Source organism: Aromatoleum toluclasticum ATCC 700605, from assembly GCF_000378245.1.
Taxonomy (GTDB): domain Bacteria; phylum Pseudomonadota; class Gammaproteobacteria; order Burkholderiales; family Rhodocyclaceae; genus Aromatoleum; species Aromatoleum toluclasticum.
Genome location: NZ_KB899493.1, coordinates 391,328 through 413,982, shown reverse-complemented (window position 1 = coordinate 413,982; position 22,655 = coordinate 391,328). Strand labels below are relative to the sequence as shown.

Genomic DNA, 22,655 nt, shown 5'->3' with positions numbered 1-22,655 from the left:
GCTCAATCGAGCCAGTCGCTCAGCGGATGTCTCGCCAGACTCTTCGTCTTCCATGCCCGCATCGGCGCCGGGCATTTATTCACGATGTCGTTCGCTTCCATCTCGCCGCCAACCTCGGCAAACACGCAGGCGCCTGATCCGGTCATCCGCGCGGGCGCAAACTGCGCCAGCCACTCGATTGCAGCACCTACCGCTGGGTATCGATTGCATGCTACTGCCTGCAGATCGTTACGGGTGGTGCTTGCTGCGAAGTCCATAATTCTGATTGGTTCCGTATCGCGCGTCAACTCCCCCGCGCGGAAAATTTCTGCCGTGGGCACCAGCACCGGCGGTGCGACGACCACGTACCACGCCGGGGGCAGCGTCAGCGGCTGCAATTCCTCGCCCACGCCCTCGGCGAAGGCATCGCGCCCGAAGATGAAGAAGGGGACGTCGGCGCCGAGCTGTAGTCCGAGTTTGGCCAGCGCGGCGCGGCTTAGGCCGGTTCCCCACAGGCGGTTCAGGGCGATCAGGGTCGTCGCGGCGTCCGAGCTGCCGCCGCCCAGGCCGCCGCCCATCGGCAGGCGCTTGTCGATCGAGATGTCGGCGCCGAGGCGGCAGCCGCTCGCCTGCTGCAGGAGCCGGCCCGCACGCACCACGAGATCCTGCTCCTCGGGCACGCCCGCGACCTCCGTCGTGCGGTGCACGGCGCCGTCCTCGCGCAGTGCGAAGCTGAGGCGGTCGCTCCAGTCGAGCAGGCGGAAGGCGGTCTGCAGCAGGTGGTAGCCGTCGGCGCGGCGGCCGACGACGTGCAGGAAGAGGTTCAGCTTGGCCGGGGCGGGACAGTGTTCGAGGCGGGTCAACGGCGGGGCGTCCATTGGTCGATGACGAGCCGGATGCGGGCGTCGCCCCAGGCGGCGTCGATGCGGCGCGGCGCGGCGTCGGCCGCGGGGCCGGCGTACTCGGGGTAGTCGATGATCCAGCCGGCGTCGGCGATGCGTGCCGGGCGGCCCGCCTCGTCCAGGCTCAGCACGCGCGCGCCGGGCCGGGTCGAGGCCTGCACCCAGTGCTGGAGCCCGTCGATTGGTGCCGGAACGCCCAGCAGGCGCGGCAGGATGGCATCGGCGTCGTCGGCCTGTTCGGTGCGGCCGTCGGCGGTGAGCAGCATCGCGCCGCGCGGGGTGCGCACGAGCTGGCCCACGATCTGGCCGAGGGGGCTGTACACGGTCCATTCGTCGGCGACCGGGGTATGCGACCAGGTCAGGGAGCCGTTCGCGGCGCGTTCGCCGTCGCTCGCGGCGAGGCGCCCTTCGAGTTCGAACGCGGTGGCGACGGGGCGCGGGACGGCCGTGAGGCCGCGGGTCGCCGGGCTCGCGCAGGCGGCCAGGAGCAGCGCGACGAGCGCCGCGGCGACAGCCCGTCCGGCTGTCCGGCAGGCGGTGCGCTTCATTGGCCGCGCAGGCGCTTGACGACGGACTTCAGCGCATCGTTGTCGGGGTTGTTCTTCAGCGCCTCATCCCAGACGCGCGACGCGTCGGACTGGCGCTTGAGGGACCACAGCACTTCGCCGAGGTGGGCCGCGATCTCGGGGTCCTGGCGCAGGCCGTAGGCCTTTTCGAGATGGGCGAGGGCTCCGTCCACGTCGTTGCGCCGGAAGCGTACCCAGCCCATGCTGTCGAGAATGAAGGGGTCGTCGGGAGTGAGTTCGAGCGCGCGTACGATCAGCGCTTCGGCCTCGTCCAGGCGCACGCCGCGATCGGCGAGGGAATAGCCCAGCGCGTTGTAGGCGTGCGAGAAGTCCGGACGCAGCGCGATCAGCTTGCGCAGCCGCCCTTCCATGATATCGAGCTTGCCGAGGCTCTCGGCGAGCATCGACGATTCGTACAGCAGGTCGGTGTCCTCGGCGTTGTCGCGCAGGGCGCCGTCGATGAGTTCGAAGGCTTCGGCCTCTTTCCCGGCGCCGCGCAGGAGCTGCGCTTCGGCGAGCAGCAGGCGCTTGCGCTCGGACTCTTCGACCTTGACGCCGCGCAGGTGCTCGCGGGCTTCCTTGAGCTTGCCGTCGCGTGCGAGCACCGAGGCGATGCGCAGCTGGGCGTCGAAGTGCTGCGGTCCCGGTTCGACGGCGCGATACCAGCGCAGGGCCGTTTCGCTGTCCTTGCGCCGTTCGGCGACCTGGCCGAGGTTGAGGCGGATGCTGTCGCCGTCGGGGTGGCCGGCGTTCAGCGCGCGTTCGAGCTGGGTCGTCGCGGCGTCGTAGTCTTCCAGCTGGGCCGACAGCAGGCCCACGGCGTACATCAGTTCGCGGTCGTCGGGAGCGCCGTCGAGGAGCTGGCGGAATTCCTTGCGCGCAGCCTCGAACTGCCGCGTCGATACCAGCGCGCGCGCGTGGGCGAGGCGGGCGTTGCGGCTGTCGGGGTGGCGTTCGAGGTATTCACGGACGAGCTTCGTGGCCTCCTGCATCGCGCCGGACTGCGACAGGAGCTGCGCCTTGAACAGGATGGCCGGTTCCCAGTCCGGGCGCAGGCGCAGCGCGGTGTCGATCGAGGCGACGGATTCCATCATGTCGCCGGCCCCGACGGCGGCCTGGGCGCGTGCGAAATGGGCTTCCGGTTGGCTCGTGTAGGGCTCCGTCAGGCGCATCACGATGCCCTTGACGGCTTCCTTGTCCTGCACGCGCGAGAGGGCGCGGTTGAGTCCCATCAGGTGGTTGCCGACGTTTTCGGGTGACTGTGCGAGCAGGCGGGCGAGCTGGGTCTGCACCTGTTCGAGCTGGCCGTCGCCGCCCGCGAGCAGGCCCGCGAGGATGCGGCGTGCTTCGTCGGAGCTCGGGTCGGCGTCGGACCAGATGCGGGCGGCTTCGATCGCCGCGGGCATGTCGCGCGCGAACAGCGCGATTTCCATCGCCCGGCGCGCGATGCGCGGGTCGCGGGTGCGCTGCGCGAGGTCGGCGTAGGCCTGCACCGCGATGCTGATTTCGCCGCGTGCGCCGGCGATTTCGGCCAGCAGGAAGGTGTACAGGATGCGGGCGCTGAGGTCCTGAGCGGGTAGCGAGGAAGCGGTTGCCGCCTCGTCAGGGACGGGCGCGGCCTGCGCAGGGGCCGGGGAGGCCAGTGCGATGGCCAGTCCCAGACCGGATGCAAACAAGGAGATGAGGCGATTCATGTACTTGGCCCAGAGGGAATTGCACGAACTTCAAACCGGCCCTGCGGTCGTGTCTGACGTATGCTGTTGCCGCGGTGCGTCGGCAGTCGTCCGTTAGAAGGCCCGAATGCGGATGCGTTCGCCCGATGTTATGCAGTTTCTTCGTTTGCGGGCAAGCGCGGCGGTTATGCGGGCCGGTTTCCGGGGTGCGTCCCCCTTGCTTTCGAGTGTCGTTAATGCCTGAATTGCCTGAAGTCGAAACGACCTGCCGCGGCATACGCCCGGCGGTCGACGGTCGGACCATGACCGGCGTGAGCGTGCGTAACGGCCGCCTGCGCGTGCCCGTTCCGCCGGACCTGGCCGAGCGCGCGGTCGGTGCGCCGCTGCAGGGCGTGAGGCGACGGGCGAAGTACCTGCTGCTCGATTTTCCCGCTGGCAGCGTGATCGTGCATCTGGGCATGTCGGGCAGCCTGAGGGTGGTCGATGCCGACCAGCCGCCGGGTGTGCATGACCATGTGGACCTGGTCTTCGGCGACCGGGCGCTGCGTCTGCGCGATCCGCGGCGTTTCGGATTGGTGGTGTGGCAGCCGGGCGACGCGCTGGCGCATCCGCTGCTCGCGCGCCTCGGCATCGAGCCGCTCGGGGACGCGTTCACCGGGCCGTGGCTGCGCCGCGCTTTCCAGGGCGTGCGGGCGCCGATCAAGCAGGCGCTGATGGACGGCCACCGCCTCGTCGGGGTCGGCAATATCTACGCGTCCGAGAGCCTGTTCCGGGCGCGCATCCATCCGCTGGCGCCGGCCGGCAGCGTCGGGCCGCGGCGCATCGGGCGGCTCGTGGAGGCGGTGCGCGAGACGCTGCAGGCGGCGATCGCCGCGGGCGGCAGCACCTTGCGCGATTTCGTCGGCGGCGATGGGAAGAAGGGCTACTTCCAGCAGGAGTATTTCGTCTACGGCCGCGAGGGGCTGCCGTGCCGCGTGTGCGGGACGAGCGTGCAGCGGGTGGTCGTCGGCCAGCGCTCGACCTTCTTCTGCCCGCGCTGCCAGCGCATGTGACCGTAATGGTGGTGGTGAGGGTGCGGCGCCTGCCAGGGGCGTCGTTCGTCGGCGTCGGCATGCCGCCGGTCGAGCTCGCGCTTCCACGGATTGGACGGCGCCCGATTCGGCGTTATGCTCCCGCGATCTGAAACCTGTGCGCGCCCCGACTGCGGGACTGCGCAAGCGAGACATTCATGACCCTCGTGGATCAATTTTCCGCTTACAGCCAGTGGCGTGCCGATGCGGCGAGGGCGGTCGCGCGCCTGCGGCAATGGCTGTCGCGCAACGAACTCGGCGACGTGCAGGCCGACCTGCGGCTGCAGTACGTTCTCGACCGCCTGCGCGACGACAAGCTGACGGTGGCCTTCGTCGCCGAGTTCTCGCGCGGGAAGTCCGAGCTGATCAATGCGATCTTCTTCTCCGGGCACGGCGATCGCGTCCTGCCGTCGAGCGCCGGCCGCACGACGATGTGCCCGACCGAGCTGCAATGGACGCCCGGCGCGCGGGCCGAGATCCGCATGCTGCCGATCCGCTCGCGTGCGACGCACGCGAGCGTGAGCGAACTCAAGCAGTTTCCGGAAGAGTGGATGGTGCTGCGGCTTGACGCGGAGTCGCTCACGGATCTGCAGCAGGCCTTCGCGCGCGTCGGCGAAACCGAGCGGGTGTCGAGCGAGCTGGCGACGCGCCTGGGCTTCGACATCGACGAGAAGGGCGAAACCGGCCTCAAGCCGGGCGCCGACGGCATGTTCGAGATTCCGAGTTGGCGCCACGCGGTGATCCAGTTCCCGCATCCGCTGCTCGAACAGGGGCTGGTGGTGCTCGACACGCCGGGGCTCAACGCGATCGGCGCGGAGCCGGAGCTGACGCTGTCGCTGCTGCCCAACGCCCATGCGGTGCTTTTCGTGCTGGCGGCCGACACCGGCGTCACGCAGAGCGACATGGCCGTGTGGCGCGAGTATGTGCAGGGCGGGCAGAGCCGGCGCAAGGGCCGCCTCGTGGTGTTGAACAAGATCGACGGCCTGTGGGACGGTTTGCGCGATGCGGCGCAGATCGACGCGGAGATCGCGCGCCAGGTGAGCTCGGTCGCGGAAACACTGGAGGTTCCCGAGGCGACGGTGTTCCCGGTGTCCGCGCAGAAAGGGTTGGTCGGGCGGATTTCCGGCGATGCCGCGCTCGTCGAGCGCAGCCGCCTGGGCGAGCTGGAGCGGGCACTGGCCGAGGATCTGCTGCCGACCAAGCAGGAGATCGTGCGGGAAAGCGCGCTCTCGGAGATCAACGACCTGGCGAGCCAGACCGATACGCTGCTCGGGGCGCGACTTGCCAGCCTGCGCGAGCAGCTGCAGGAGTTGACCGACCTGCGCGGCAAGAACCAGAGCGTCATCGAGTACATGATGCGCAAGATCCGCAGCGAGAAGACCGAGTTCGAGCAGGGTCTGCAGAAGTATTACGCGGTGCGCAGCGTGTTCTCGACCCTGACGAACAACCTGCTCGGCCATCTGGGCATGGACACGCTGCGCGACGAGACGCGCCGCACGCGCGAGGCGATGCTGGAGTCGACCTTCACGAAGGGGCTGCGCCAGGCGATGGAGAGCTTCTTCCAGTCCCTGCGCGGAAATCTCTCGCGTTCGGCCGACGAGATCGCCGAGATCACGCACATGCTCGACAGCATGTACAAGCGCTTCAGCGTCGAGCACGGGCTCAAGCTCGCCGCGCCCGAGGCCTTTTCGACGCTGCGCTACGAGCGCGAACTCGACCGGCTGGAGTCGGCGTTCAACCGCCAGATCAATTCCGCGCTGGCGCTCGTGACGACCGAGAAGCACACGCTGACGCAGAAATTCTTCGAGACCGTCGCCGTCGAGGCGCGGCGGACCTTCGAGGTCGCAAACCGCGACGTCGAGCAGTGGTTGCGCGCGGTGATGTCGCCGCTGGAGACCCAGGTGCGCGAGTACCAGCTGCAGTTGAAGCGCCGTCTCGAAAGCGTCAAGCGCATCCACCAGGCGACCGACACGCTGGAGGAGCGTGTCGCGGAGCTGGAGCAGGCCGAGGCTGCGGCCTTCGCGCAGCTTGCAGAACTGAAGGAGATCGCGGGCGACATCCGCGCGGCGATGGGGGCCCCTGTACAAGCCGGGACTGCGGCTGACATCGCGCAGGGGCGCGCGGCCTGAGGTTCCCGGGGTGGGTGCGCGTGAACGAAAAAGCGGACCGTTGCGGTCCGCTTTCTTTTGAATCCTCCGGCGCCGGCCGGGGGTGCTCAGGCCTTCGCAGCGGTCAGGCGCACGAATTTCTCCATGAGCTGTTCCTTGGTCTCGACGACATCCGGGTTGAGCGGGATACAGTCGACCGGGCAGACCTGCTGGCACTGCGGTTCGTCGAAATGGCCGACGCACTCGGTGCACTTGTTCGGATCGATCTCGTAGATCTCGTCACCCTGCGAGATCGCGCCGTTGGGACATTCCGGCTCGCACACATCGCAGTTGATGCATTCGTCCGTAATCATCAAAGCCATCTTTCAATTCCTCGTATTCACTTCACTGAAACTTTCTGCAGCAGCCGCTGGTAGACGGCGGGCTGCACGAACTTGCTGACATCGCCACCCATGCGGGCGATTTCGCGCACCATCGTGGCCGAGATGAACATGTATTCCTCCGCCGGCGTCAAGAATACCGTTTCGACGTCGGGAAAGAGCTTCCGGTTCATTCCGGCCATCTGGAATTCGTACTCGAAGTCCGACACGGCCCGCAGGCCGCGCAGGATCAGGCGCGCGTTCTGGGCGCGCAGGAAATCCATGAGCAGGCCGTCGAAGCCGACGACCTCGACGTTGCCGAACGGGGCCACGACGTCGCTGGCGATCTGCACGCGCTCTTCCAGCGTGAAGATCGGGCCCTTGCCGCGGCTTTCGGCGACGGCGACGACGACCTTGTTGAACAGCAGCGACGCGCGCCGCACGAGATCCTCGTGTCCGCGCGTGAAGGGGTCGAAGGTCCCCGGATAGATCGCCACCCCTTCCTTCATTCCTGTCTCCCATGCAGAAGATGAAAATGCACCTGGCCGGCACGGCTCGCCTTGACCGTGCTCAATCCTGCCAGTTCAGTTACTGCGGCTTCAGATTCGGCGTAAATCCAGCCGTCCGGCTTCAGCAGCCGGCCGAGCAAGGGCTCCAGCCGCTCGAGCCAGCCCTTGTTGTAGGGCGGGTCGAGGAACACCACGTCGAACCTGTCGGAGGTGGTTTGCGCGAATTTTAGCGCATCGCCGCGAATCAGCTCCACCTGTGACGCCTGCAGGCTCGTTGCGGCCTGGCGCAGGGCGGTGAATGCGCGGGCGTCCGACTCGACGATCACGACGCGTTCCGCGCCGCGCGAGGCTGCCTCGAAGCCGAGGATGCCCGAGCCGCCGAAGAGGTCGAGGCAGCTCATGCCGTCGAGCTCCTGCCCCAGCCAGTTGAACAGCGTCTCTCGCACGCGGTCGGGCGTCGGCCGCAGGCCGGGGACGTTGGCGACTTCGAGCAGGCGCGAGCGCCATTCGCCGCCGACGATGCGAACCCGGCTCACTTGCCGTGGCCTGCCTTCTTTGCCGCCGGCGCTGCGCTGCCCGCGCCGTTGTCGCCGTCGCCGCCGGCGACCACCGTGACGAGGTTCTCCGTTTTCACGCGCCGGGCGAAGGCGTCGCGCACCGATTCGACCGTGACCGCCGCGACCTTCTTCGGGTAGGTCTCAAGCCAGTCGAGCGGCAGCTGGTAGAACGCGATCATGCCGACGTAGTCGAGGATCTTGCGGTTGGAGTCGAGGCGCAGCCCGAAGCCGTTCACGAGGTTGTCGCGCGCGGCCTTGAGTTCGCCGGGCGTCGGGCCCTTGGCGACGAAGTCCTGGAGCACGCCATTGGTGACCTTGAGCGCTTCCTCGGCCTGGCTGCCGCGGGTCTGCAGGCCGATCTCGAAGGGGCCGGCGACGCGCAGCGGCATGAAGTAGCTCGACACGCTGTAGGCGAAGCCGCGCTTCTCGCGCACCTCCTTGGTCAGGCGCGACACGAAGCCGCCGCCGCCGAGCACGTAGTTGCCGACGAGCAGGGGGAAGTAGTCCGGGTCGTCGCGGCTCATGCCGGGCATGCCCATCAGGATGTGGGCCTGCGCCGACGGGTGGGCGATGTTCTCGGTGCTGCGCGCGGGCAGTTGCGGCGCGGCGATCGGCGCGGGCGCGGCGCCGGCGGGCAGTCCTTCGGTGAGCTGGCGCGCGATAGCGTCGGCGTCATCGCGGCTGACGTCGCCGACGATGGTCACCGCGGCGCTGCGGGCGGTGTAGTGCGTGCGGTGGAAGGCTTGCAGCTGCTCGCGCGTGATGCCCTGCAGCGACTCGACGGTGGCCGAGCGCCCGTAGGGGTGGCTGCCGTAGATCATCGCCATGAAGCGGCGCGACGCGAGGGTGTCGGGCTGGGTGAGCGCTTCCTTCAGCCCGGCGATCGCGCGGGCGCGCTCGCGTTCGAGGATGTCCGCGGGGAAGGTCGGCTTCGCGAGCAGGCGGGCGGCGAGCGCGATCGCGGCGTCGCGTTCGGTGGCGCTCGACAGCGTGCGCACCGACAGTGTTGCCATGTCGGTGTCGGCGCCGCCGCCGATGCGCGCGCCGGTGTCCGCAATGCGTTCGGCGATCTCCTGTTCGTTCAGGCCTTCGGTGCCGGCGTCGAGCAGGCCGCGCGTGAGGCCGGCGATGCCGGTGCCGCCTTCGGGTTCGTAGGCGCTGCCGGCGGGGAAGGAGATCTGGATGTCGATGAGCGGCAGCGCGCGGCTTTCGACGAAATACACGCGCGCGCCGGTCGTGGCGTTCCAGTGCTTGATGTCCGGGCCGGCGGCGGCGTGCGGGCTCGCGAGCGGGCCGAGCAGGGCGGCGAGGCCGGCAAAGGTGAGCAGGGTGCGGAAGCTGCGGAAGTTCGGGCGGAGGAGGCGCAACGCGGTCATGGGCTTCGTCTGCATGTCAGTGTCTCGCTCCCGGAACGCCTGCGTGCGGCTTCGCGTCGGCGGGCAGCGGCAGCGGATCGAGGCGGGCGCGGGTGAGGGTGTTGTCGGTGAAGTACTTGCGGGCGACGGCCTGGACGTCCTCGGCGGTGACCTTGCGGATGCCTTCGAGGAGCTTGTCGTCGTCGCGCCAGGACAGGCCGGTGGCTTCGAGGAAGCCGATCTCCATCGCTTGCCCCATCAGCGAGTCGCGCTTGTAGACCTGGCCGGCGACCGTCTGCGTCTTGACCCGGCGCAGTTCGTCCTCGGCGACGCCTTCCTTCTGGATGCGCTCGATCTCGGCGCGCAGCGCGGCCTCGACGTCGGCGACGGTCTTGCCGGCGGCCGGCGAGCCGTCGAGGGTGAAGAGCTGCGGGCCGCGCCCGGAGCCGTCGTAGCCCGCGCCGGCGGATACGGCGACCTGGCTTTCGCGCACGAGGCGGCGCGGCAGGCGGGCGCCGTCGTAGCCGTCGAGGATCGCCGCGAGCACCTTCAGGGCGTGCACGTCGCGGTCGTTCTCGGGGTCGCGCAGGGTCGGCGCGCGCCACGCGAGCGCGATGTAGGGCAGCTCCGCCGGCGCTTTTACGACAGTCTCGCGCGGACCGAGCTGCTCGGGTTCGGCGGTGATGCGCCGCGGCGGCAGCGCGTGCGGCTTGATGGGGCCGTAGTACTTGCGCGCCATGTCGAACACGGCCTTGTGGTCGACGTCGCCGACGACGACCAGGCGCGCGTTGCCCGGCGTGTACCAGGTCCTGTGCCACTTGCGCGCATCTTCCGCGGTCATCGTGTCGAGGTCGGTCATCCAGCCGATGATCGGGCGGCCGTAGGGATTGGCCTGGAAGGCGGTCGCCATCAGCTGCTCGCCGACGAGCGAGCGGGGCTGGTCGTCGGTGCGCAGGCGGCGCTCTTCCTTGACGACCTCGAGCTCGGGCTTGAAGTTGGCGTCGTTGATCTTCAGGTTGCTCATGCGGTCGGCTTCGAGCTGCATCACGTCCGATAGGCGCGAGGACGGGATCTGCTGGAAGTAGGCCGTGTAGTCGTGCGAGGTGAAGGCGTTGTCGCGGCCGCCGATCGCGGCGACGCGCTTGTTGAATTCGCCCGGGCCGACCTTGTCGGTGCCCTTGAACATCATGTGTTCGAGCAGGTGGGCGATGCCGGAGACGCCGGCGGGTTCGTCCATCGACCCCACGCCGTACCACACCATATGGACGACGGACGGGGCGCGGCGGTCCTCTTTGACGATGATTTTCATGCCGTTTGCAAGCGTGGTCTCGTAAGGATTGGCTTGCAGCGGGCCGGCCGCCACCGTGAGTGCGGCGGCCACAAATGCTGCGCGTGGAAAGGTCTGGCGAAACATGGACATGTCCTGCATCTGGTAGAATTTGCGGTTCACGTGACCCGCGATCCGGGCATCCGATTCGGCGCGAAGCCGCATCTTAGCGTTATTGGCGGCCTGGCGTCCGCCGTCGTTAAAACCTCACAAGAGACCCAAGTGAGCATGTTTGGTTTCCTGAAGAAGTCCCCGAAGCCCGAACCGGCGGCGCAGCCGCAGGCCGAGCCCGCGCCCCCGGCCGCAGTCGAGGCCCCCTCATCGGCGTCGATGGCGGCGTCGATTCCGGCGCCCGCGGCGGAGCCGGCGGTTAAGCGTTCGTGGACGGACCGCCTCAAGGCGGGCCTGTCCCGCACGCGGCTGCAGATCGGCGGCGGGCTCGCGAGCCTGTTCGGTCGGCGCAAGATCGACGAGGATCTGCTCGAAGAGCTCGAAGCGACGCTGTTGATGGCCGACTGCGGCGTGGATGCGACCCAGCACCTGCTGGACGCGCTGCGCAAGCGCTGGAAGCGCGACAAGCTCGAGACCGCGGACCAGTTGCAGGGGGCGCTGGCCGAGGAACTCCTCGCGATCCTTGCCCCGCTCGAGCAGCCGCTGGAGGTTTCCGGGCATTCGCCCTACATCATCATGATCGCGGGCGTGAATGGCTCCGGGAAGACGACTTCGATCGGCAAGCTGGCGAAATACTTCCAGTTGCAGGGCAAGAGCGTGCTGCTCGCGGCCGGCGACACCTTCCGTGCGGCGGCGCGCGAGCAGCTGACGACCTGGGGCGAGCGCAACAACGTGACGGTGATCGCGCAGGAAGGCGGCGACGCGGCGGCGGTGATCTTCGACGCGATCAACGCTGCCAAGGCGCGCGGCATCGACGTCGTGCTGGCGGACACCGCGGGGCGGCTGCCGACGCAGCTCCACCTGATGGAGGAGATCGCCAAGGTACGCCGCGTGATCGCGAAGGCCGAGCCTTCGGGCCCGCACGAGGTGCTGCTGGTGCTGGATGCGAACATCGGCCAGAACGCGCTGGCGCAGGTGAAGGCTTTCGATGCGTCGATCGGCGTCACCGGGCTGGTCGTCACGAAGCTCGACGGCACTGCGAAGGGCGGCGTTGTCGCGGCGATCGCGCGCCAGTATCCGCGTCCGCTGCGCTTCATCGGCGTCGGCGAGGGCATCGACGACCTGCAGCCGTTCAAGGCGCGCGAGTTCGTCGATGCGCTGTTCGAACCCGTCGCAGGAGCCGGCGGCGCGGCATGATCGTCTTCAATGAAGTCGTGAAGCAGTATCCCGGCGGCTATACGGCGCTGGCCGGGGTCAGCTTCGAGATCCGCCACGGCGAGCTGGCGGTGCTGTCGGGCCACTCGGGGGCGGGCAAGAGCACGCTGCTGAAGCTGATCGCCGCGATCGAGCGGCCGAGTTCGGGCAGCGTAAGCATCAACGGGCAGGACGTCTCTGCGTTGCGCCCGCGCGCGATTCCCTACCTGCGCCGCAACCTGGGCCTGGTGCTGCAGGAGCACCGCCTGCTGTACGACCGCAGCGTGCACGACAACGTGATGCTGCCGCTGGTGATCACCGGGCATCCGCCGCGCGATGCGGTGAAGCGCGTGGCGGCGGCGCTCGAGCGCGTCGGGCTGGCCGGGCGCGGCCGCGAGCTGCCGGCGGGGCTGTCGGGCGGCGAGCAGCAGCGCGTCGCGATTGCGCGGGCGATCGTGAATCGCCCGTCCATCCTGATCGCCGACGAACCGACGGCCCACCTCGACACCGCCTACGCGGACGAGATCGCGAGCCTGTTCAAGTCCTTCAACGCTGCGGGGGTCACGGTGCTGGTGTCGACGCACGACGAGCGCCTGTTCGCGCAGCACAGCCCGCGCCGCCTGGTGCTGAGCAAGGGGTTGCTGCAGGGGGCGGGGGCATGATGAACTGGTTCTACCTGCACGGCCGGGCCTTTATGCAGGCGCTGCAGCGCCTCGCCTCGCAGCCGCTGGGCACCTTGCTGTCGGCGCTGGTCGTGGGCATCGCGCTGTCGCTGCCGGCCGCGGGCTATTTGCTGATCGACAATGTCGCCTCGCTGGCGCGCGGCGTGTCGGGGGCCCCCGAGATCAGCGTCTTCATGGCGCAGGACGCGTCCGCCGAGGACATCGCCGCGGCCGAAAAGCGACTGCGTGGCGATGCGCAGCTTGCGGGCTACCGCCATGTGACGAAGGACGAGGCCTTGCGCCAGCTCGAGAAGAGCGGGCTGGGCGACGTGCTCGGCGGACTCACCGCCAATCCGCTGCCGGATGCCTTCATCGTCACGCCGCGCGGCGAGGATCCCGCGGTCTACGACGGCCTGTACGCGCGTTTCGCCGCCTGGCCGGGGGTCGCGCACGTGCAGCTCGATTCCGCGTGGGTGAAGCGCCTGCACGCGCTGCTGGGGCTGGGCCGTTCGGCGGTGCTGCTGCTCGCGGGGCTGCTGGGCTTTGCGCTGGTGATCGTCACCTTCAACACGATCCGGCTGCAGATCCTCACGCAAAGGCACGAGATCGACGTGAGCCGCCTGCTGGGGGCGACCGATCCCTTCATCCGCCGTCCGTTCTACTGGTTCGGCAGCCTGCAGGGCCTGCTCGGCGGCTGCGTGGCGCTCGCGACCGTGTGGGCGACCGTGCAGGCGCTGGGCCGTCCGGTCGCGAGCCTCGCTGAGACCTACGGTGCGGTATTTGCGCTGACCGGGCCGGGGCCGCTGGAGAGCGCGGCGATCCTCGGCTTCGCGGCCTTCCTCGGCTGGTTCGGCAGCGCGATCTCGGTGCGCCGGCACCTAGCCGAGCGCCTGACCTGAGCCGGGCGCCGCTATAATCTCCGCCCCCAATGTTGGGGGGAAATCTTTCATCGGGATCGCACATGAATGCGCCGGAACTGCGTTCGCCCATCGTCGGCAACCGCGTCGAGCTGAACATCTTCACGACGCTGACGTGCAACCTGAAGTGCTCATACTGCTCGATCGCGGTCGGCGACGTCGTCGGCTCGCAGGGCAAGGCGCAGTATTCGCTCGATACGCTGGATGCCTTCGTCGCGACGCACCTCGCCGACAAGGAGATCTACGTCACCTTCTACGGCGGCGAGCCGACGCTCAACATCCCCTTCATCGTCGGCCTGATGGAGCGTCACCCGACCTGGCGCTTCCAGCTGCAGACCAACGGCACGCTGCTGCACCGCCTACCCGACGCGGTGCTGGCGAAGCTGTCGAACGTGCTGGTGTCGGTGGATGGCGCCGAGAATACGACCGACCACTACCGCGGCCGCGGCGTGTATCGCAAGGTGACCTCGAACATCGCGAAGATCCGCCCCAAGCTCGGCGGCAAGCTCACCGCGCGCGTGACCTGGGGGCACGAGGACATCAGCTTCGAGGAACTCGACAGCCTGCTGCCGACCTTCGACTACGTGTATTGGCAGTTCGCGCAGGCCGAGGGTTTCTACGATGCGGAGAACATGCGGCGCAAGAAGGCGGCGCTGGTGCAGCTGATCGACAGGTTCTTCACGACCGACGGGCTCTATCCCTTCATCCCGCTGATGGGCACGGTGCGCAACATGGTGCTGCCCTCGCGTGCGCGCGAAGCGTGCAGCGGGCATACGCAGTGCCGCTCGTCGACGCACATCCTCAACATCCTGCCGGACGGGCGCATCTTCCCCTGCCCGGATCTCACGCATCTGCCCGAGCTGCAGAGCGGCGACCTGAACGCGAACTGGCTCAGGCCGAGCCCGCTGCAGCCGGCGCCGGAGATGCCCTGCGAGGGCTGCGAGGCGCTGTCCTTTTGCCGCCGCAACTGCATGAAGAACCTGTACGTGGGCTATGTGCTCGACGATGCGCCCTACCGCGAGCAGGTCGTCGAGCCGATCTGCGAGCTCGTGAAGTTCATGGGCGCCGAGATCGACCGGCGCGATCCGCATGCGTGGTACGCGCGGGCCGCGCTGCCGGTGCGGCGCGAGATCTCGGACTGCGAGATCTACGAGTACGTCGAGGTCATGCCCTGAGGATGCCCTGAAGCCTATACGGGCCGGGTATCGAGGACTTCGCGCACCATCTGCGCGAGATCCTCGATCACGTAGGGCTTGCTGATCATGCGGAACTCGCCGGGAATGGCTTCCAGCTCCAGCAGGGCGTTGCCGGTGTAGCCCGAGGTATAGAGCAGCTTCAGGTCCGGGCGCAGTTGCCGCGCTTGCCGGGCGATCTCCGGGCCGTTCATGCCGCCGGACAGGATGACGTCGGTGAGGAGCAGGTCGATGCCGGGATGCTGCGAGAGGAGCGCGAGCGCCGTCCTGCCTTCGGGGGCCTGAAGCATGCGGTAGCCGAGGCCCCCCAGCACGCGGCACACGAGTTCGCGCACGTCGTCCTCGTCCTCGACGACGAGGATGGTCTCGCAGCCCGACGCGTCGGGGCGGGGAGCGGGGGCGTCGGTGGGCAGTGTGCCTGCCGGGCGGGTGACGATCGGGAGGAAGAGCTTCACCGTGGTCCCTGTGCCCGGTTCGCTGTAGATCTTCACGTGGCCCCCCGACTGCTTGACGAAGCCGTACACCATCGCGAGGCCGAGGCCGCTGCCCTTGCCGGTTTCCTTGGTCGTGAAGAAGGGGTCGAAGGCGCGCTGGAGAACCTCTGACGGCATGCCGCAGCCGGTGTCCGATACGGCCAGCATCACGTAGGCGCCGGGCTTCACGTCGTTCTCCAGCGCCGCGTAGTGTTCGTCGAGGCTCACGGCGTCCGACTCGATCGTCAGGGTGCCCCCGTCGGGCATCGCGTCGCGCGCATTGACCGCAAGGTTCAGCAGCGCCGATTCGAGTTGGGTGACGTCGGCGAGGGCCGGCGGCAGGTCCGTGGCCGGATGGAACTTGATGTTGATATGCTCGCCGAGGCTGCGCCGCAGCAGGCTGGTCATGCCTGCGATGAGATCGTTGAGATCCAGCGGCACGGGGGCCAGGCGCTGCTTGCGCGAGAACGCGAGCAGGCGCCGGTTGAGCTCGGCGCCGCGCCAGGCTGCGTCCGTCGCGCCCTTGATGAGCTCGACCGCTGTGGGGTCGTTCTGCACGCGGCGTGCGAGGAGTTGCAGGTTGCCCATCACGACCGTCAGCAGGTTGTTGAAGTCGTGGGCGATGCCGCCGGTGAGTTGCCCTACGGCCTCCATCTTCTGTGCCTGATGGAGCGCGCGCTCGGCCGCGGCGCGGTCCGCCATCTCGGACTGCAGTGCGCGATTGGCCTGCTCGAGTTCCGCAGTGCGCTCGCGCACGCGCAGTTCGAGTTCGTCGTGCGCCAGGCGCAGCGCCTCCTGCGCGGCGCGGCGCTCCGAAATATCGCGGATCGCCGCGGAGACGAGCACGTTGTCGCCGTTGCCGAGCGGGCTGAGGCTGATTTCGATCGGCACCTGCGAGCCGTCCTTGCGCTGGCCGGCGAGGTCCAGCCCGGTGCCCATCGGGCGCACGGAGGGTTTGCCGATGTAGGCGTCGCGCTTGCCGACGTGGGTGCCGCGCAATTGCTGCGGGACCAGCACCTCGATCGACTGGCCGACGAGTTCCTCACGCGCATAGCCGAAGAGGCGCTCGGTCTGCGCATTGACGAGGAGGATGCGGCCGCCGTTGTCCACGACGACGATCGCGTCGGGGGCCGTCTCGATGAGCTGGCGCGCCTGCTCTTCGCCCGCCTTGCAGCGGGCAAGCTCTTCCTTGAGGCGGGCGATTTCCGCTGCGTGCGACGTGCCGAGTCCTTCCATCGAGGCCCCTCCGCGGCAGTAGCGGAACCTGCGGGTGTTCCGTACCCGCGCGCCCGCTCCGTCGTCCTGTTCTTGTGGTGTGCCTGTTGTTGATCCGGCGCAGCGCCGATCGGTTCCCCGGGGCGGGGCTGCGGGCTGCATCCGAGAGAGACATCGTAAGCCAACCGGACGGCGTGTGGGGCTGGCGGGCGATCAGTGCCCGAGAAGCGCGCGCCGAGTTGCCCAGGATCCGCAGCTTCCAGGACTGGCTGTTCGACGAACTGGAAAAGACATCGAGGTGAGACGGGCCGCGTACGTCGCTGGACCGGCCCGCCGGTGTGTCCTATTAATAATGAATCGCGGACTGCCCGCATGAGGGCGGAGCCTGCGGCAAGGGACGGAACGGATTCACGGGGCGGGGCGGCGGGTCGTCTGCGCCAGGGGAACGTGGATCGAGACTGGAGCATCGATCATGTTCGACAGGGAGCAATTCATCGAGGACTGCGCCAAAGCAGTGGCCGAAGGGCCCGCGGCCCTGCGCGAGCTGGTGGCGGAGGCGGTGTCGGATGGCGCGGAGGTCATGGCCGCGCTCGGCGAGCCGAAGCATGCGGGTATCAACGCGCTGCACCGTTCGCCGGAACTCACGATCATCAACTTCGTCTGGGCGCCGTGCATGAGCCTGATGCCGCACGACCACCACATGTACTCGGTGGTCGGGATCTACGCCGGGCGGGAGGACAACGTCTTCTGGCGCCGGAAGGCGGGCAGCATCGAAGCGGTCGGCGCGGCCTCGCTGGGTGCGGGGGACGTCACTTCGCTCGAGCGCGACGCGATCCATTCGGTGCTCAACCCGATCGGCAAGATGACCTGCGCGATCCACGTTTATGGCGGCGATTTCTTCGCCCCGCCGCAGCCGCGCAGCCTGTGGGACCACGAAACGCTCGCCGAAGAGCCGTGGGAGGTGGAGAAGGTGAAGGCCCTGTTCGAACAGGCCGAAGCGCGCTTCAACGCCTGGCATCAGTGACGCGAAGGCGGTCCCGCGCGGGCCGGGGCGTGCGAGAATCGCGCCCCCGCCTGCACGAGATGCCGCCATGAGCCCGATCCAGCACACCATCACCCACCTCGTCGTCCACAAGCTCCACCGCTCCGGCGAAAGTCCCGCGAGCGCCGAGCTGCGCGACGGCGCCTGCCGCGTCGACGATGCCGCGGTGCGCCTGGTCGAGCGCCTGTGCGGCCACTACGCGGACCGCAGCAGCAGGGGCTACGGGCGCTTCGCGGAGGACGGGGCGGGGGAGGCCGGGGCGGACACGCCGCTGCCGCGTCTCGTGCGCGAACACGTCGTCGACAAGCGCCTCGAATTCGCCGCGCTGTCGCATCGCATGATGGACGCGCTGCGCCTGTGCGCGGACGAGGAAGGCGCCGAGGTCAGCGGCTACGTCGTGATCGCGCGCATCCTCGAAGGTGCGACCGACTGCCTGTGGATCGCCGTGGTCGGCGAGGCGGTCGGCAGCGCCGTCACGGGGGCGCTGGATATCGTCGACTGCCTGCACCTCGACTTCTCGGCGCTGCCCGCGGTGGGGCGCATCGACCTCAGCGGCTGGCAGCGCGGCGACGAGCGCTACGTCAGCTTCCTCAAGGGGCGTGGCGACGTCGCACCGTGGTTCAAGCGCTTCCTCGGCTGCGGCGACGTCGTGATCGCGCTGAAGGAGACGAAGAAGCTCGTGCAGCGTCTGTCCGACTTCGCCGACACGCAGCGCTTGGAGGCGCCCGCGCGCGACGCGATGCTCGAACGCGCGCACGGCTACCTCGACGAGCTGGGCGAGGCCGGTTCGCCGCTCGCGCTCGACGAGATCGCGCGCAAGGTGTGGCCCGAGCAGCCCGAGCGCCTCGACGCGGCCCTCTCATCCGGCGAGGCGCCGCTCGCCAGCGGCTTCGTTCCCGACCGCCGCGCGATCCGCCCGCTGGTGCGCTTCCGCGCCGCCGGCGAACAGTGGAAGCTCGAATTCGACCGCGCCAGCCTGCACTCGGGCGCCGTGCACTACGACCGCAGCTCAGACACGCTGGTGCTGTCGGGCCTGCCGGATTACCTCAAGCGCATGCTGCAGGACGAATGACGCGCCGGCGGGCCGCGCCGCTCAGCGTGCGGCGAGGCGCCACAGCGACGTGACTTCCGCGGCCCGCGCCGCGTGCAGCGGGTCGTCCGCGTCGCTCGCCTTGCCGTGCCGGGGGCGCGCATCGAGCCGTTCGATCACCTGCAGGCCGCCGGCCTTGATCGCCGCGAGCAGCTCCTCGCGCGAGCGCAGGCCCAGATGTTCGGCGAGGTCCGACAGGATCAGCCAGCCTTCGCCGCCGGGGGCCAGATGCGCCGCGAGGCCGCCGAGAAAGGCGCGCAGCATGCGGCTGTCGGGGTCGTATACGGCGTATTCGATCGGCGAACTCGGGCGTGCCGGCACCCACGGCGGGTTGCACACGACCAGCGCCGCACGGCCTTCGGGGAACATGTCGGCCTGCACGACCTCGACCTGTCGCGCATAGCCGAGACGCGCGATGTTCTCGTTTGCGCAGGCCAGTGCGCGCGGATCCTGGTCGGTCGCGACGATGTGTGCGACGCCGCGGCGCGCGAGCACTGCGGCGATCACGCCCGTGCCGGTTCCCACGTCGAAGGCCGCCGCGTCGCCCGACAAGGCCGCGGGCAGGGGCGCCCGGGCGACGAGATCGACGTATTCCCCGCGCACCGGCGAGAACACGCCGTAATGCGGGTGGATGGCCGCATCCAGCGCCGGGACGGGAACGCCCTTCTTGCGCCATTCGTGCGCGCCGATCAGGCCCAGCAGCTCGCGCAGCGACGCGACATACGCTTCGTCGGCTGCGCCGTAGGCTTCGAGGCAGGCCTGCCGCACGTCCGGCGCACGGCGCAGCGGCAGGCCGTGGCCGGCCTCGAAGGGCAGCAGCAGCATGCCCAGCACACGGGCGCGCTGCGCCTGCGCCTGGCGGTGCAGGTGGAAGCGCTCCGTCGTGCTCTTCGCTGGGGCCGGCTTGCCGGGGCGGCCCGATTTGCGGTCGATGCGCCGCGCCATCGCCTGCAGCAGCAGCTTCGCGTTGTGGAAGTCGCCGCGGTACAGCAGCGCCGTGCCCTCGCACGCGAGCCGGTAGGCCTGGTCGGCGGGGGTCTGATCGTCGGCGAGCACGACGCGCCGCGGGGGCGGACTGCCGCTTTCCGAGCGCCAGCGCGCCGAATGCGGAGTGCCGGCCTCGTCCTGCCACACGATTTGCGGGTGATCTTGCATGGGGTTTCCTTTGAATGACTGCGCCACCCGCGGGGCGCAGGGGCGGCTTCAGGCCGGGTCGGCCGAACCGTGGGTCTCGGCGAAGCGCCGTTCGAGCTCCAGCCGCAGCGCCTTGCGCGCCTCGGCCGCCTCGAAGCGCCGCTTCTCCTTCGGGCTGAAGGGGCGCAGCGGCGGCACCGCCACCGGCTTGCCGTCGTCGTCCACCGCGACCATCGTGAAGAAGCAGCTGTTGGCGTGGCGCACTTCCTGGGTGCGGATATTCTCCGCAACCACCTTGACGCCGACTTCCATCGACGACGTGCCGGTGTAGTTGACGCTCGCGAGGAAGGTCACCAGCTCGCCGACCAGGATGGGCTGGCGGAACATCACCTGGTCCACCGACAGCGTGACGACGTAGCGCGCGGCGTAGCGGCTCGCGCAGGCGTAGGCGACCTGGTCGAGCAGCTTGAGCACGGCGCCGCCGTGCACCTTGCCGGAGAAGTTCGCCATGTCCGGCGTCATCAGCACGGTCATCGTGAGTTGGTGTGCGGGTAGGTCCATCGGTACTCTCGTTGTACGGGATTGGTGAAGATGCCCTGTCGTCAGGGTCTGTAATGCTGGTTGGGCCGGTGAAGATCGGGCCGATGCGGATTCTGATCCCTCGCGCGGCGCGGGGCAAATGGGCGCCGGCGCGGATTTGCCCGGCGGGCCCGGTCGCGGACGTTTCCGACGAGGCTGGGGCGGGGGCGCAAGCTCTGGCGCGTAAACGACAGGCGGGCCACCTTTGCCGGCGGCCCGCAGGATGAGTCGCGCGCACGGCCTGTCCGGAGAGGCAGGCGCGCAGCGGGTCAGGCGGCCGCTTCGGCGTTTACCAGAACTTCCACCACCACTTCTTTTTCTTCATAGTCGTCTTCACCTCCTCGGACCACTCCGAATAGCCCTGCAGGTTGGTGTTGCGCGCGAAGTGGTTGCCGAAGCGCTTGTCGCTCTCGTTGATGTGCTTCGTGAGCCACACCTGCAGGAAGTGCAGCAGCTCGAAGCTGATCGACGCCTGGCCGCTGTCCAGCTTGTCCTGCAGCGACTGGACCTGGCCGATGAGGTCTTCGTGCTGCTGCTTGTGCAGCTCGAAGCCGGGATAGTGCGATACGCGCATCAGGCTTTCTTCCAGAAGGAAGTGGGTGCGCGTGTAGTCGGCCAGCTGGTCGAGGATCTCGCGACAGGCCTGGCTGCCCCGGTGGTCGCGGATCGCCGCGTGCAGCTGGTTGAGCAGGTCGACCAGGGTGCGGTGCTGCTCGTCGATCTCCTGGATGCCGACGTTGAAACTGTCGGACCATTCGAACAGGACTTGACTCATCGGTGCTCTCCGTGCGGCTTTGGAATTGTTGATCGATCCGGGCCGCCTGCGGCGCCGGGCCGCCCGGATCCCGGATTCGCATCAGCCGATTATGCACGCCGGAAAGTAGACTGTCATGCTGGATGCCGTTGGCATCGTCGCGGCGACGGTGCTGGCGTGCTGCGCCAAAGTCCGCGAAAATAGCCGCTCCGCGGGGCGCCCGCCCTCCCGCCCTCCCGCAAGGAAGCTGCGATGCCCAGGTTTGCCGCCAACCTGACGATGATGTTCACTGAGCACCCGTTTCCGCAGCGTTTCGCCGCAGCGGCGCGCGCCGGGTTCGGGGCCGTCGAATTCCTGTTCCCCTACGAGCACGCGCCGGCCGAGGTCGCCTCATGGCTGCGCGAGAGCGGGCTCGCCAACGTCCTCTTCAACATGCCGCCGGGCGACTGGGCCGCGGGCGAGCGCGGCTTGGCCTCGCTGCCGGGGCGCGAGGCGGAGTTCCGCGCGGGCGTGGTCCGTGCCCTGGAATACGCGCAGGAGCTCGGCACCCCGCGCCTGCACGTGATGGCCGGCCTCGTCGTGCCCGGCGCGGCGCCCGGTATCCAGCGCGCCCTTTACGTCGACAACCTGCGCCACGCGGCACGGGCCGCGGCGCAGCACGGCGTCACGGTGCTGATCGAACCGATCAACACGCGCGACATGCCCGGCTACTTCCTGAGCACGCAGGCCGAGGCGCATGCGATCCGCGAGGAAGTCGGCGAGCCCAACCTGATGGTGCAGATGGATCTCTACCACGCACAGATCATGGAAGGCGACATCGCCACCAAGCTGCGCCGCCATCTCGACCACATCGGCCACATCCAGATCGCGGGCGTGCCGGCGCGCAACGAACCGGACGACGGCGAACTCGACTACCGCTACCTGTTCCGCCTGCTCGACGAACTTGGGTACGCCGGCTGGGTCGGCTGCGAATACCGGCCCCGTGGAAGGACCGAGGACGGGCTCGGGTGGATGCGGGGAATCGGGGCCTGACCGGCGGGGAAAGTGGTTGATATCCCCCATGCAATGGGGCGAGTCGCGCAGTCGGGGAGCCGACGGGGGCTCGGCGGCGCGCATGGCATTGCCGTTGAAAATTGACAAAGATCAAATAAAACAGGCTTTTGAAAATTTCTTCTGCCTGCGGCGACGGGGTGGCACGTGCAGTGCATAGGTGAAGTGTCGGACCGGACGCGACGACTTCGGATCGTAGTCCGCGTTTCGGCCCGTGCCCCAACCCCGACAGGAGATGCAAAATGAAAACCCTTCCCCGCAAGCTTGCCGCAGCGATCATCGTCCTCGGCTTCACAACCTCCGCGTGTTACGCCGCCTCGGTATCCGCAGCCGCGTCCCCGCAAGGCAGCCAAGCGAGCATGCCCGCTGCACCGGTAACCATGTTGGCCAAGAAGGGCGCCGACGACGGCGGCCGGAAACCTCGCCCGGACGACACCGGCTGCGACGACAATGGCACTGACCTCTGCAATGCGATCGTCGCGAAGAAGGGCGCGGACGATGGTGGAGGCCGCAAGCCTCAGCCCGACGACACCGGATGCGACGACAACGGCACGGACAGCTGCAGGTCGATCGTCGCCAAGAAGGGGGCCGACGATCCCCGACCGGAGCCGGAGTCCGACGATGCAGGCTGCGACGACCACGGCAGCGACCGTTGCCGCGCGTCGGTGAAGCAGGTCTGAGATCCGTTTCCCCCCCCTTGCCGGACGTGTCTCGCCGCAATACGGGCGCGTCCGGTGAGGGGGGTATCGCTTCCGTAAGGGGCGGGGTATCGGGCGAACGCGACGTAACCCCCTTTCTCCGGCTATGCTTCGGTTTGAGCATTCAACTGCATGGCC

General features: G+C 68.6%; 22 protein-coding genes. 10 read left to right on the top strand and 12 right to left on the bottom strand.

The window, feature by feature from the left end:
- Positions 1-2: 2 nt before the first annotated feature.
- The 3 genes from ispE to F464_RS0107490 are packed head-to-tail and all read right to left on the bottom strand — an operon-like array spanning position 3 to position 3,141.
- Complete coding sequence (ispE, locus tag F464_RS0107500; protein ID WP_018989177.1) at positions 3-857, bottom strand: 4-(cytidine 5'-diphospho)-2-C-methyl-D-erythritol kinase; 855 nt, start codon at positions 855-857, stop codon at positions 3-5.
- Positions 839-1,429 carry an outer membrane lipoprotein LolB gene (locus tag F464_RS0107495; RefSeq protein WP_018989176.1) on the bottom strand — a complete coding sequence of 197 codons (591 nt, stop codon included), beginning with the start codon at positions 1,427-1,429 and terminating at the stop codon, positions 839-841. The genes ispE and F464_RS0107495 overlap by 19 nt, the downstream gene beginning before the upstream one ends.
- Complete coding sequence (locus tag F464_RS0107490; RefSeq protein ID WP_018989175.1) at positions 1,426-3,141, bottom strand: tetratricopeptide repeat protein; 1,716 nt, start codon at positions 3,139-3,141, stop codon at positions 1,426-1,428. The genes F464_RS0107495 and F464_RS0107490 overlap by 4 nt, the downstream gene beginning before the upstream one ends.
- Positions 3,142-3,356: 215 nt before the next feature.
- Here F464_RS0107490 and mutM point away from each other — a divergent pair, with 215 nt between their 5' ends.
- The gene (gene mutM / locus F464_RS0107485) at positions 3,357-4,172 is read left to right on the top strand and encodes a bifunctional DNA-formamidopyrimidine glycosylase/DNA-(apurinic or apyrimidinic site) lyase (RefSeq protein ID WP_018989174.1); all 816 of its coding nucleotides are present in this window, start codon (positions 3,357-3,359) and stop codon (positions 4,170-4,172) included.
- Between the two features lie 176 nt (positions 4,173-4,348).
- Complete coding sequence (locus F464_RS0107480; protein WP_018989173.1) at positions 4,349-6,319, top strand: dynamin family protein; 1,971 nt, start codon at positions 4,349-4,351, stop codon at positions 6,317-6,319.
- Positions 6,320-6,405: 86 nt separating this feature from the next.
- Here F464_RS0107480 and F464_RS0107475 read toward each other — a convergent pair whose 3' ends face one another.
- From F464_RS0107475 to F464_RS0107455, 5 genes are read right to left on the bottom strand one after another with little or no spacing between them, the layout of a single operon-like run.
- The gene (locus F464_RS0107475; RefSeq protein ID WP_018989172.1) at positions 6,406-6,660 is read right to left on the bottom strand and encodes a YfhL family 4Fe-4S dicluster ferredoxin; all 255 of its coding nucleotides are present in this window, start codon (positions 6,658-6,660) and stop codon (positions 6,406-6,408) included.
- 17 nt (positions 6,661-6,677) lie between these two features.
- Positions 6,678-7,166 (bottom strand): pantetheine-phosphate adenylyltransferase, encoded by a 489-nt coding sequence (gene coaD / locus F464_RS0107470; protein ID WP_018989171.1) that lies wholly within the window; start codon positions 7,164-7,166, stop codon positions 6,678-6,680.
- A complete protein-coding gene (gene rsmD, locus F464_RS0107465) occupies positions 7,163-7,702 on the bottom strand; it encodes a 16S rRNA (guanine(966)-N(2))-methyltransferase RsmD (protein ID WP_018989170.1) in 540 nt (179 codons plus the stop codon). The genes coaD and rsmD overlap by 4 nt, the downstream gene beginning before the upstream one ends.
- On the bottom strand, positions 7,699-9,114 hold the full coding sequence (locus tag F464_RS0107460; RefSeq protein WP_018989169.1) for a M16 family metallopeptidase: 1,416 nt from the start codon (positions 9,112-9,114) through the stop codon (positions 7,699-7,701). Before F464_RS0107460 ends, rsmD begins: the two co-directional genes overlap by 4 nt.
- Position 9,115: 1 nt before the next feature.
- The gene (locus F464_RS0107455) at positions 9,116-10,492 is read right to left on the bottom strand and encodes a M16 family metallopeptidase (protein WP_026295828.1); all 1,377 of its coding nucleotides are present in this window, start codon (positions 10,490-10,492) and stop codon (positions 9,116-9,118) included.
- Between the two features lie 141 nt (positions 10,493-10,633).
- On the opposite strand from F464_RS0107455, the gene ftsY reads away from it, so the two are divergent.
- The 4 genes from ftsY (at position 10,634) to F464_RS0107435 (ending at position 14,464) form a co-directional block, all read left to right on the top strand.
- Entirely contained in the window at positions 10,634-11,713 is a 1,080-nt protein-coding gene (gene ftsY / locus F464_RS0107450; protein WP_040394586.1) for a signal recognition particle-docking protein FtsY, read from the top strand.
- On the top strand, positions 11,710-12,372 hold the full coding sequence (locus tag F464_RS0107445) for a cell division ATP-binding protein FtsE (protein WP_018989166.1): 663 nt from the start codon (positions 11,710-11,712) through the stop codon (positions 12,370-12,372). Before ftsY ends, F464_RS0107445 begins: the two co-directional genes overlap by 4 nt.
- Positions 12,369-13,271, top strand: a complete 903-nt coding sequence (gene ftsX / locus F464_RS0107440) for a permease-like cell division protein FtsX (protein ID WP_018989165.1) — start codon at positions 12,369-12,371, stop codon at positions 13,269-13,271. Before F464_RS0107445 ends, ftsX begins: the two co-directional genes overlap by 4 nt.
- Positions 13,272-13,333: 62 nt before the next feature.
- On the top strand, positions 13,334-14,464 hold the full coding sequence (locus tag F464_RS0107435; protein ID WP_018989164.1) for a radical SAM/SPASM domain-containing protein: 1,131 nt from the start codon (positions 13,334-13,336) through the stop codon (positions 14,462-14,464).
- A gap of 14 nt (positions 14,465-14,478) precedes the next feature.
- Here F464_RS0107435 and F464_RS0107430 read toward each other — a convergent pair whose 3' ends face one another.
- Positions 14,479-16,191: a PAS domain S-box protein gene (locus F464_RS0107430; RefSeq protein ID WP_018989163.1), complete on the bottom strand. Its 1,713-nt coding sequence runs from the start codon at positions 16,189-16,191 to the stop codon at positions 14,479-14,481.
- A 451-nt stretch (positions 16,192-16,642) separates the two neighbouring features.
- On the opposite strand from F464_RS0107430, the gene F464_RS0107420 reads away from it, so the two are divergent.
- Complete coding sequence (locus tag F464_RS0107420) at positions 16,643-17,194, top strand: hypothetical protein (RefSeq protein ID WP_018989161.1); 552 nt, start codon at positions 16,643-16,645, stop codon at positions 17,192-17,194.
- Between the two features lie 67 nt (positions 17,195-17,261).
- The gene (locus F464_RS0107415; protein ID WP_018989160.1) at positions 17,262-18,284 is read left to right on the top strand and encodes a nucleoid-associated protein; all 1,023 of its coding nucleotides are present in this window, start codon (positions 17,262-17,264) and stop codon (positions 18,282-18,284) included.
- 21 nt (positions 18,285-18,305) lie between these two features.
- On the opposite strand, the gene F464_RS0107410 is transcribed toward F464_RS0107415, so the two are convergent.
- The 3 genes from F464_RS0107410 to F464_RS0107400 form a co-directional block, all read right to left on the bottom strand.
- Positions 18,306-19,457, bottom strand: a complete 1,152-nt coding sequence (locus tag F464_RS0107410) for a methyltransferase (RefSeq protein ID WP_018989159.1) — start codon at positions 19,455-19,457, stop codon at positions 18,306-18,308.
- Positions 19,458-19,505: 48 nt separating this feature from the next.
- Complete coding sequence (locus F464_RS0107405) at positions 19,506-19,997, bottom strand: acyl-CoA thioesterase (protein WP_018989158.1); 492 nt, start codon at positions 19,995-19,997, stop codon at positions 19,506-19,508.
- A 307-nt stretch (positions 19,998-20,304) separates the two neighbouring features.
- Positions 20,305-20,790 carry a bacteriohemerythrin gene (locus F464_RS0107400; protein ID WP_018989157.1) on the bottom strand — a complete coding sequence of 162 codons (486 nt, stop codon included), beginning with the start codon at positions 20,788-20,790 and terminating at the stop codon, positions 20,305-20,307.
- A 231-nt stretch (positions 20,791-21,021) separates the two neighbouring features.
- Between F464_RS0107400 and otnI the strand changes: the two genes are divergently transcribed.
- On the top strand, positions 21,022-21,801 hold the full coding sequence (gene otnI, locus F464_RS0107395; protein WP_018989156.1) for a 2-oxo-tetronate isomerase: 780 nt from the start codon (positions 21,022-21,024) through the stop codon (positions 21,799-21,801).
- A gap of 260 nt (positions 21,802-22,061) precedes the next feature.
- Entirely contained in the window at positions 22,062-22,499 is a 438-nt protein-coding gene (locus tag F464_RS0107390; protein WP_018989155.1) for a hypothetical protein, read from the top strand.
- The last annotated feature ends 156 nt before the right edge of the window (positions 22,500-22,655 follow it).

Bases quoted from the DNA above. Each gene is read 5' to 3' on its own strand.
- ispE (WP_018989177.1), bottom strand. From the start codon at position 857: ATGGACGCCCCGCCGTTGACCCGCCTCGAACACTGTCCCGCCCCGGCC.
- F464_RS0107495 (WP_018989176.1), bottom strand. From the start codon at position 1,429: ATGAAGCGCACCGCCTGCCGGACAGCCGGACGGGCTGTCGCCGCGGCG.
- F464_RS0107490 (WP_018989175.1), bottom strand. From the start codon at position 3,141: ATGAATCGCCTCATCTCCTTGTTTGCATCCGGTCTGGGACTGGCCATC.
- mutM (WP_018989174.1), top strand. From the start codon at position 3,357: ATGCCTGAATTGCCTGAAGTCGAAACGACCTGCCGCGGCATACGCCCG.
- F464_RS0107480 (WP_018989173.1), top strand. From the start codon at position 4,349: ATGACCCTCGTGGATCAATTTTCCGCTTACAGCCAGTGGCGTGCCGAT.
- F464_RS0107475 (WP_018989172.1), bottom strand. From the start codon at position 6,660: ATGGCTTTGATGATTACGGACGAATGCATCAACTGCGATGTGTGCGAG.
- coaD (WP_018989171.1), bottom strand. From the start codon at position 7,166: ATGAAGGAAGGGGTGGCGATCTATCCGGGGACCTTCGACCCCTTCACG.
- F464_RS0107460 (WP_018989169.1), bottom strand. From the start codon at position 9,114: ATGCAGACGAAGCCCATGACCGCGTTGCGCCTCCTCCGCCCGAACTTC.
- F464_RS0107455 (WP_026295828.1), bottom strand. From the start codon at position 10,492: ATGTTTCGCCAGACCTTTCCACGCGCAGCATTTGTGGCCGCCGCACTC.
- ftsY (WP_040394586.1), top strand. From the start codon at position 10,634: ATGTTTGGTTTCCTGAAGAAGTCCCCGAAGCCCGAACCGGCGGCGCAG.
- F464_RS0107445 (WP_018989166.1), top strand. From the start codon at position 11,710: ATGATCGTCTTCAATGAAGTCGTGAAGCAGTATCCCGGCGGCTATACG.
- ftsX (WP_018989165.1), top strand. From the start codon at position 12,369: ATGATGAACTGGTTCTACCTGCACGGCCGGGCCTTTATGCAGGCGCTG.
- F464_RS0107435 (WP_018989164.1), top strand. From the start codon at position 13,334: ATGAATGCGCCGGAACTGCGTTCGCCCATCGTCGGCAACCGCGTCGAG.
- F464_RS0107430 (WP_018989163.1), bottom strand. From the start codon at position 16,191: ATGGAAGGACTCGGCACGTCGCACGCAGCGGAAATCGCCCGCCTCAAG.
- F464_RS0107420 (WP_018989161.1), top strand. From the start codon at position 16,643: ATGTTCGACAGGGAGCAATTCATCGAGGACTGCGCCAAAGCAGTGGCC.
- F464_RS0107415 (WP_018989160.1), top strand. From the start codon at position 17,262: ATGAGCCCGATCCAGCACACCATCACCCACCTCGTCGTCCACAAGCTC.
- F464_RS0107410 (WP_018989159.1), bottom strand. From the start codon at position 19,457: ATGCAAGATCACCCGCAAATCGTGTGGCAGGACGAGGCCGGCACTCCG.
- F464_RS0107405 (WP_018989158.1), bottom strand. From the start codon at position 19,997: ATGGACCTACCCGCACACCAACTCACGATGACCGTGCTGATGACGCCG.
- F464_RS0107400 (WP_018989157.1), bottom strand. From the start codon at position 20,790: ATGAGTCAAGTCCTGTTCGAATGGTCCGACAGTTTCAACGTCGGCATC.
- otnI (WP_018989156.1), top strand. From the start codon at position 21,022: ATGCCCAGGTTTGCCGCCAACCTGACGATGATGTTCACTGAGCACCCG.
- F464_RS0107390 (WP_018989155.1), top strand. From the start codon at position 22,062: ATGAAAACCCTTCCCCGCAAGCTTGCCGCAGCGATCATCGTCCTCGGC.